Source organism: Paenibacillus sp. MMS18-CY102, from assembly GCF_009789195.1.
GTDB lineage: Bacteria > Bacillota > Bacilli > Paenibacillales > Paenibacillaceae > Paenibacillus_T.
Map to the genome: position 1 here is coordinate 1 of NZ_WSTC01000096.1, position 559 is coordinate 559.

1 protein-coding gene is annotated in these 559 nt (G+C 50.4%); it reads right to left on the reverse strand.

Annotation, left to right across the window (positions count from 1 at the left end):
- Nucleotides 1-559 (reverse strand): condensation domain-containing protein (locus GON22_RS25610; protein ID WP_160398865.1); only part of this gene is annotated, 559 nt, incomplete at both ends.

Consider the following 559-nt stretch of genomic DNA (forward strand, 5'->3'; position numbering starts at 1 on the left):
GATAGTCCTGGTTTTCGTAGGCTCTCAGTGCATTTTCTTTCACTTCCTGGACGTACGCATGGAACGATTTTTCTCCCGACGGAGCGTTGCGCATCGCCAGCGTATTTACAAACATCCCCAGCATCTGCTGCAAATCTGCATGTGCTCTGCCGGCAATTGGCGTACCCACGATAATATCTTCTTGTCCACTGTACTTGGAAAGCAGCGTCGTATAGGCTGAAAGTAGTACCATGTACAAAGTCGTTCCGGTTTGCGCGGCAAGCTGTCGCAGCCCTTCGCTTCTTTGCCTGTCGATAACAAATTCGAACGTATTTCCTTTAAAGCTTTTGACTGCTGGCCTTGCGTAATCGGTAGGCAGATTGAGCACTGGAATCTCTCCACTACATACCTCCAGCCAATACGCCTCCTGCTTCTTCAGCCGTTCGCTCTGCACTTCTGCCTGCTGCCATGCCGCATAATCCTTGTACTGAATTCGCAGGGGCGCAAGCTCTGCCCCATGGTACAACTGAACAAACTCCTGAACCATAATCCCGATGGACGTTCCGTCGGAAATGATATG